General features: G+C 56.8%; 7 protein-coding genes. 1 reads left to right on the top strand and 6 read right to left on the bottom strand.

Annotated elements, in window-relative coordinates:
* The 5 genes from H5U08_RS06420 to ubiE form a co-directional block, all read right to left on the bottom strand.
* Positions 1-1,096: DEAD/DEAH box helicase (locus H5U08_RS06420; RefSeq protein WP_297031398.1), on the bottom strand; the 1,096-nt coding region annotated here is incomplete at its 3' end.
* Positions 1,086-2,249 (bottom strand): aminofutalosine synthase MqnE, encoded by a 1,164-nt coding sequence (gene mqnE / locus H5U08_RS06415; RefSeq protein ID WP_297031396.1) that lies wholly within the window; start codon positions 2,247-2,249, stop codon positions 1,086-1,088. The genes mqnE and H5U08_RS06420, both read right to left, overlap by 11 nt.
* 35 nt (positions 2,250-2,284) lie before the next feature.
* Complete coding sequence (locus H5U08_RS06410) at positions 2,285-3,193, bottom strand: 4-hydroxybenzoate octaprenyltransferase (protein ID WP_297031394.1); 909 nt, start codon at positions 3,191-3,193, stop codon at positions 2,285-2,287.
* 82 nt (positions 3,194-3,275) lie between these two features.
* Positions 3,276-3,962 carry a flavin prenyltransferase UbiX gene (locus H5U08_RS06405; protein WP_297031392.1) on the bottom strand — a complete coding sequence of 229 codons (687 nt, stop codon included), beginning with the start codon at positions 3,960-3,962 and terminating at the stop codon, positions 3,276-3,278.
* The gene (gene ubiE / locus H5U08_RS06400) at positions 3,959-4,702 is read right to left on the bottom strand and encodes a bifunctional demethylmenaquinone methyltransferase/2-methoxy-6-polyprenyl-1,4-benzoquinol methylase UbiE (RefSeq protein WP_297031391.1); all 744 of its coding nucleotides are present in this window, start codon (positions 4,700-4,702) and stop codon (positions 3,959-3,961) included. The genes H5U08_RS06405 and ubiE overlap by 4 nt, the downstream gene beginning before the upstream one ends.
* Before the next feature lie 486 nt (positions 4,703-5,188).
* Here ubiE and H5U08_RS06395 point away from each other — a divergent pair, with 486 nt between their 5' ends.
* Positions 5,189-5,974, top strand: coding sequence for a 2-phosphosulfolactate phosphatase (locus tag H5U08_RS06395; protein ID WP_297031389.1), 786 nt, complete (start codon positions 5,189-5,191; stop codon positions 5,972-5,974).
* Between the two features lie 20 nt (positions 5,975-5,994).
* Here H5U08_RS06395 and H5U08_RS06390 read toward each other — a convergent pair.
* The coding region (locus H5U08_RS06390) for a SpoIIE family protein phosphatase (protein ID WP_297031387.1) at positions 5,995-7,652 on the bottom strand (1,658 nt) is incomplete at its 5' end.

Genomic DNA, 7,652 nt, shown 5'->3' with positions numbered 1-7,652 from the left:
CCGCAAAAGGCAAACCGCCCACGAGCAGTGCCCGGCGGACACGACTGGCAGCCAGCAGTTCGTCGATGGTCTGAAAATGCTGGCGGGCCAGAATCTCTGTGGGGGCCATGAGCACCGCCTGATACCCGCACGCCACTGCCAGAAGCATCGCATAAAGCGCCACGACCGTCTTGCCGCTTCCCACATCACCCTGGAGAAGACGGTTCATGGGAACAGGCCGTCCCATATCCGCGGCAATTTCCGCCACGGCCCGATCCTGGGCTTTTGTGAGGGAAAATTTAAACAGCCGTCGGATGCGCGCATCAATCTTAGGGGTCAGCCGGAGCACGGGGGCTTTCTTCAAGGTGATCTGTTGGTATCGCTTGATACCCAGGGCTAATTGGAGAATCAACAATTCTTCGTAAATGAAGCGGCGTCGCGCTTCTTCCAAACGGTTTCGATCGGTCGGAAAGTGGATCTGCTCGACAGCTTCCTGAATCGGCAGGAGACGCCGCTTGGCAAGCAGTTCAGGTGACAGGGCTTCTTCCAGATAGCAGGTATAGGTGCCCACGGCATGTTCCATGATCCTTCGCATCTGCCACTGGGCGAGCCCTTCTGTCAGCGGATAGACGGGAAGAGGGGCGACCTGCGGTCGTTCCGTTTCCCCCAGTACGATCACCCGGGGATGTGCCATTTCCCAGAACAGGCCATTTCGGCGCGGGCGGCCGGAAAGCATCACCCGCTGTCCCACGCGAAACAGATCACGTCGATAAGGCTGTTGAAACCACAGCGCACGGACATAGCCGTCCTCGCAGGCGACGGCCATTCCCACGATGGCCTGCCCACTGCGGCTCACATGGCTGTCGATGTCTTCGATAACTCCGATGACAGACTGAAGTTTGCCCTCTTCCAATTCGGCAACTTTCCGAACGTCACTGATATCCTCGTACGTCCGCGGGAAGAAGAAGAGCAGGTCGGCCACCGTTTCCACGCCCAGCCGTCGCAAAAGCTCAGCCCGATGCGGGCCAACCCCTTTGACATACTGCACCGGCTGGTGGAGCGGACTCTCCTCGGCCGGAGACGCTGACCGGCGAACGCTGGGCCGTTCATTTCCCATGCGATTGACTATCTTCCACGATCTCCCATTCGGTCGGGCTGACCCTCCGAACACGCCGATACAAACTATCCCGTTCCACGGGTTCTCGTCCGGCTTCTCGGATCAGTCCACACAATTCTTCCACACTGAGAGCTTCCGGCGATTCCGCCCCCGCATCATGATAGATCGTCTCGTACCGGACAGTCCCGTCGAGGTCGTTCGCCCCGTAAGCGAGAGCCGTCTGCGCCAGTCCGACCCCTAAAGCAATCCAATAGGCCTTGATGTGCGGAAAATTATCCAGGAACAGTCTTGCCACCGCAAGGGTCCGCAAACAGTCGAAAGCAGACGGCTTGGGGAGATGATGGAGCGCTGTCCCCTGGGGATGAAACGGAAGCGGAATGAACACCTGGAAACCTCCCGTCTCGTCCTGAAGTTCGCGGAGCCGCAACATATGATCGACCCGGTGCTCGGGTGACTCAATATGGCCGAAAAGCATTGTCGCGTTGGTCTTCAGTCCCATCCGATGGGCCACTCGATGGACGTTTAGCCAGGTTTCGCCGTCGGCTTTGCCAGCGGAAATTTTTTGCCGTACCTCGGGATGAAAAATCTCGGCACCGCCGCCGGGAAGACTTCCCAAACCTGCCTCGAGAAGCCGTTCCAAGACCTTTTCAACAGATAATCCGGAAATTCGACAGAACCAGGCGATTTCCACCGCCGTCCAGGCTTTTAAGTGAAGTCGCGGGAAATGGCTGTGAATAAGACGCAGAATCTCCACGTACCATTCGAATGGCTTGCCACCCGGCAGGCCCCCGACGATGTGGATTTCGGTACATCCGGATCGATCGGCTTCCTCCGCGCGCTTGAGAATTTGATCCGGCGTCATGTAATAGGCGTCAGATTCTTTGCCCGTTCGATAAAACGCACATAATTTGCACCGATAAACGCAAACATTCGTAGGATTGAGATGCATATTGAGATTATAGAAAACGTTTCGTCCATGCCGCCTGAGACATACTTCCTCGGCAAGCCGGCCGACCTCATGAAGCGAGACTTCAGGTTGAAATAGAAAGACCCCATCCTCAAAGGACAACCGCTCGCCTGCTGAGATCTTATTCTGGATATCCTCCAGTCGCTTGCGAATGGAAAAACGTGTGGTCAAAGCTGCGACGCTCATCGCCAGATTCCCATATTGAAAGGCGGACAACGTTTTCACAGGATCCAAATATCGCACACGCCAACGAGAAAAAGCCCCAAACTGATCACCGCGTTCACATGGAAAAAAGCCTCGTTCACGCGGCTGAGGTCCGTCGGGCGTACGATCAGATGTTCATAAATCAACAGCCCCGCAATGGCCACGATACCTGCATAATACGCAATTCCCAGTCGCGAATAAACCATGGGCAAACAGGCTAAAACAACCACCATCCCTGCGTGGAGAATCGCAGCGCACCGGAGGGCCCTGGGTACCCCCAGCCATGCCGGTAGGCTTTTCAAACCGGTTTGACGGTCAAATTCATAGTCCTGACACGCATAAATCACGTCGAACCCCGCCACCCAGAGAGTAACCGCCCCGGCAAGCACGAAAGGAGGCCACCCGAAGCGCCCGGTGATGGCCACCCAGGCGGCTACCGGTGCCAGGGCGAGGGCTGTCCCAAGCCAAAAATGCGAGAGCCAGGTGAATCGTTTGGCGTAGCTGTACCCCAGGAGAAACAACAAAACCGGCCCCGCTCCCAAGACCGGCCAGACGTTCGGGAGAAACAACAGAGTGGAAAGAACAAAACCGACGCCGCAAATAATGGTGAACACGGCCACCTGCGACACCGTGAGGATCCCCCGCGGCAGGTGCCTCATGGCCGTCCGCGGATTCCGGGCATCGATGTCCCGATCCACCAGACGATTGAACGCCATCGCAGTGCTTCTGGCAAACACCATGCACAGGAGAAATCCCGCCAGATCGCGGAATCGAAAGGGTGTCTCCGCCCACGCCATGGCCGCCGAAAGCGCTGCGAACGGCAACGCAAACAACGTATGGCTGAAACGGATCAATTCGAGGTAATGCCATACGGCGATGAAAATCCCTCGCGGTTTCCCTTCTATGCCAGAGTTTGCTGATGGCATCGCCCTTGATTCCGTCCAAAACGTCTCAAAAAAATCCAACGATCACACGAACTTCCAGCTCGGGAATCATACCCGGCGGCCCCTACGTTCCCCACCGACGAATCAGCTCATTTTCAATCCCAAGCTGGTCGATAATCCGAGCCACGATGAAATCGACCAGGTCTCGAACCGTTACCACGCCATGATAAAAGGCCGGCATCGCCGGCAGGACCACGGCGCCGGCTTCGGCCGCCAGTGCCATATTTCGCAGATGAATGAGGGATAACGGAGTCTCGCGTGGCACCAAGATGAGCTTGCGTCGCTCTTTAAGATGGACTTCGGCAGCTCGGTGGATGAGGTTAGTCCCACCCCCGTGGACAATCGTGCTCAGCGTGCTCATCGAACACGGGCAAATCACCATTCCGTTTGTGGGGAAGGAACCACTCGCAATAGGGGCCGTCAGTCGTTTATAGTGATAGTACGTGAGTTGCCCCGGTTCACCCACCGGGGTTGCCAGGACATGGCTCGATTCTCCGGTGACCCCGGCAATCGCCCGCATGACCTTTAATTTGGGGTCCTCCGCCCTTTCTGCATTATCGAGCAGGAGCATGCTCGGTGCAAAGTTTTCCAAATCTACGGAAAGATCCAGTTCCTCTTTGAGAACCGTCCGTCCCGCACGGCTGATGGTCAGGTGCACGTCACAGGCGGCCGCCAGGAGGACCTCAATCAGCCTGACGGCATAAGTTACGCCGCTTGCTCCTGTAATGGCAACCACGATTTGTCGTTTCATTTGGTACCCACGTAGAGCGTTGCTACACCGAAGGTAAACGAACGATACCACAGATGCCTTAACCCCACCCCTTCCATTTCACGCAAGAGGGAATTGCCCTGGGGAAATTCGAGCACACTCGCCGGAAGATAACCATAGGCCTCGTGCCGATTGGGGGCCACCAGTTGACCTATCCGTGGAAGCAGGTGCTGGAAATAGTATCGGTAAATTCTGCCAAACACGGGGGCACGAGGAAGTGTGAACTCCAGAACGGCCACCTGCCCTTCCGGCCGGCATACCCGATACATTTCCGCTAGACCTCGTCGCATATCGGCCATGTTGCGCAGGCCAAAGGCCACCGCCACCACGGAAAATTGATCATCGGAAAACGGCAAATGTAAACCATCACCCTCGATAAACCATATCCTGGCACTTTTTTTCTGAGCCTTCTTTTGCGCCAGTCGCAACATGGGGCGACAAAAGTCGATTCCCACGAGCGGCACCTGATGTCCAACCACGCGAAAAAATTCCAGGATCAGGTCTCCCGTGCCGCAACACACGTCGAGCGCCGGCCCCTGTCCAAGGGTCTTCAAAAGCCGCGCCACCTTGCGCCGCCAGAGAATATCCTGACCACAGGAGAGAAAATGGTTGAGGAAATCATAGCGAGGGGAGATCTCGGCGAACATCTCGCGGATGCGGTCCGCCTGCTTGTCCACCTTCACCCGGGGACTATCTCGCACTTCTATTGAAACCTCACGCATCGAGCCTTCTCGCTGTTTTTTCAATTGCGACAAAATTCCTGACGAAAGATGCGTCCCGTCAGCGAAAGTATCTCCCCAAGTTACAAGAACCTGGTGAGTTTCCGCTCAACAAATACGACCGAGGCCCCTCGGCCCCTTTCTCCCTGAGTCTTACGGGTTGCACTTTAACCGGTTTCGCCGTTTGCCCGCGGCTGATACCTTATTGTATCCTTCAAGTAAAACGGCGTGGTTGACCTGACCACACGGCTATGCGGACACTGCCAGTTTTATGTCTTTTAGTTAAACTGGCGATTCGCTCTTGTTAAGGACCCATTTTTTACGTAATGTGTTGGCCAGGGTTGTCGGACATTGCCAGCGGGAACCCGGCCAACACCTCGCGGCAACCGGCTGTCCGTCAACGACAACACTGGATGTACCACAGTACCACAACCCGAGCAGGTCCCGAACACGCGTCATTTCGCCCAAACAGTTACCGTTTACGCTGTTATGATTCCGCGCATCAACGTTTACGCTTTGCCCAATCTCGTGGAACCGGACGAGCTCGCCTCGGGCACCGTCGTCGTTATTGACATTCTTCGGGCAACCACGACGATTGTGCACGCCATTGCAGCGGGGGCTACCGCCGTCGTGCCGTGCGGCACGGTTGAAGAGGCGGAACGGCTCGCGGAGTTGCTGCGTCAAACGGATCCCGATGCCCACGTCCTATTGGCAGGAGAACGGGAATGCCTGCCCATTCCCGGGTTCGACCTTGGCAATTCGCCAACGGAGTTTCAGCCGGAGCGGGTCTTTCGATCCGTCATTATTATGACCACGACGAACGGGACTCAGGCCTTTCGTCGCTGTCGGAAGGCGTCCAAGGTCATTGCAGGGGCTTTCGTGAATGCGTCCCGGGTCCTTCAGGAGTTGTTCGAGGAAACCTCCGCCATCCACCTGCTCTGTGCAGGAGCCGACGGCGAAGTAACTCGGGACGACGTACTCTTCGCGGGCTATCTCGTGGACCGCCTGGAACGTCGCAGTGGCCTCCGGTATGAGATGAACGCCCAGGCGTTAACCGCTCGGGAGAATTGGCAGGCGAGTTTCGTCGAACCGTACGTGTCGGGGGCTGAACCTGTCCCGCCAGAACTTCTGGCCAACCAACTTCGCCGCAGCCGGGCTGGAGAAAAGCTCGTCGCGGCCGGGATGGAGAACGACATCCTGGAGGCTGCACGGGTGGATCGGTTTTCCTGTCTTCCTGTCTTTGATCCGGCTTCGGGCATCATAGTGGGGCACTGATTCCCCGGCGTTGCCACGGATCATTCAGACGGACCGGCAGAGGGCTTTTGCCTGGCCTCTTCCGAGGAATGTTCGCCGGAATTTGGGCTGGCGTTGCGGCCCAGTATCACAAGGCAGATGTCGTCAGTCTGCGCCCGCGCCCCCACGAAACGGTGGATAGCATTCACCAGAGCATTGCCAATTTCTGTGACCCGACCCGACGTTTGCCGGATGACCTCGAGCAGACGCTCCTGACCGAAACTCTCGCCGAGTTCATTGAGGGCGTCAAGCATTCCATCCGTGTAAAGCACGAGAACATCCCCGGGTTCAAATACTCCGGTTTCCGCGACATACTCCCCGTCTTTTGGATCACCAATGGGTAACCCGGCGTGGGTCTTGCCGAGGATCTCGATCCTTCCGTCGGCTTTCCGCAGGATGGCAGGATAATGACCCGCGTTGACGAGCCAGAAGCGGTGCGTGATCGGATCGAGAATGGCCAAAATCATCGTGATAAAGCGATCCTCCCACCGCTCGCTACAGAAAATGCTGTTAAGGCGTTTCAGAGCCGCCTGCGGACTCCCCTCGCTGACCAGGCAGTATCGCATTTCCGCCGAAAGTTTCGCCATGAGTAAAGCGGCGGCAATACCTTTTCCAGAAACGTCGGCGAGGACAATCGCCAGCCGCCTGGCGGGGAGAGAAACGTAATCGAAGTAATCGCCTCCAATTTCGTGCGCGGGATCGTAATGGTCGAAGAATTCATAGTTTTCAATTTTGGGAGGCGAGGATGGCAAAAATCCCTGCTGAACCTGGTGAGCAAGCGCCAGTTCCCGCCGGAGAAGCTCTTCCCGAACAGAAGCCTCATGCAGGATGGCGTTTTCCACAACGACCGCCACCAAACTGGCCACGCTCACGAGCACCTCTAAATCCTCCTGGGTGAAGCGTGCCCTCCTTTGCCGCGTGTCCATCTGGATCACACCCAGGACGGTGTCGTCACTGCCGATGAGAGGAACACACATCACCGAGTGAATGGGAAAATCGGCAATACTCTGGCTCAGGTCGAAACGCGAATCGGTCGCCACATCAGCCGAGAGAATGGCCTGCTTGCTCTGCACGACGGCATTGACGATCGTCTTGCTGATCCGCAGATTCTCCTGGTCTTCCGGTCGCCGAGAGCGGACTGCCCGGGGAATCAACTTACCAGTGCTCTGGTCTCGCAGAATGACGAAGCCACGATCAGCCTGGATGAAAACATTGAGGAGGCTCTGCAAAACCTTGTCCAGGACTTGCTCCAGGGCGATCGCCTTCCCCAAGTTCTGACTGATCTCCATAAGTGCTCGCAATTTCGCCTCAGGATTCACCTGGAGGCGATTGGTCGGCGAGGTGGCGTCCAGCCGGGACATGATGGTGGAGCCCGACCGAAAACGTTCCTCGTCTTCGATCCACGCGGCCTCGGTGAGACTGTTTTGTCCCCCTTCGCCGGTGCCCGATGGAGCGTCGTGAAAGACGAAGACAAGGTCGCAAATCCGGATTCTGTCCCCATGTCTGAGTGGCTGGCGCCCATGCAGCCTTTGTTCGTTCAGAAAAGTCCCGTTGCGACTGTTCAGATCCTCCAGGAAATACCCGGTGGGTGTCCTCACGATTTGCGCATGCTGTCGGCTGACGGCCCCGATGTCAAGCACAATATTGCAGTGCGGATGCC

The sequence above is a fragment of the Thermogutta sp. genome, from assembly GCF_014359955.1.
Taxonomy (GTDB): domain Bacteria; phylum Planctomycetota; class Planctomycetia; order Pirellulales; family Thermoguttaceae; genus Thermogutta.
Note: the sequence above shows the minus strand (reverse complement) of the source record. Positions and strands in the feature narration are given on the sequence as shown.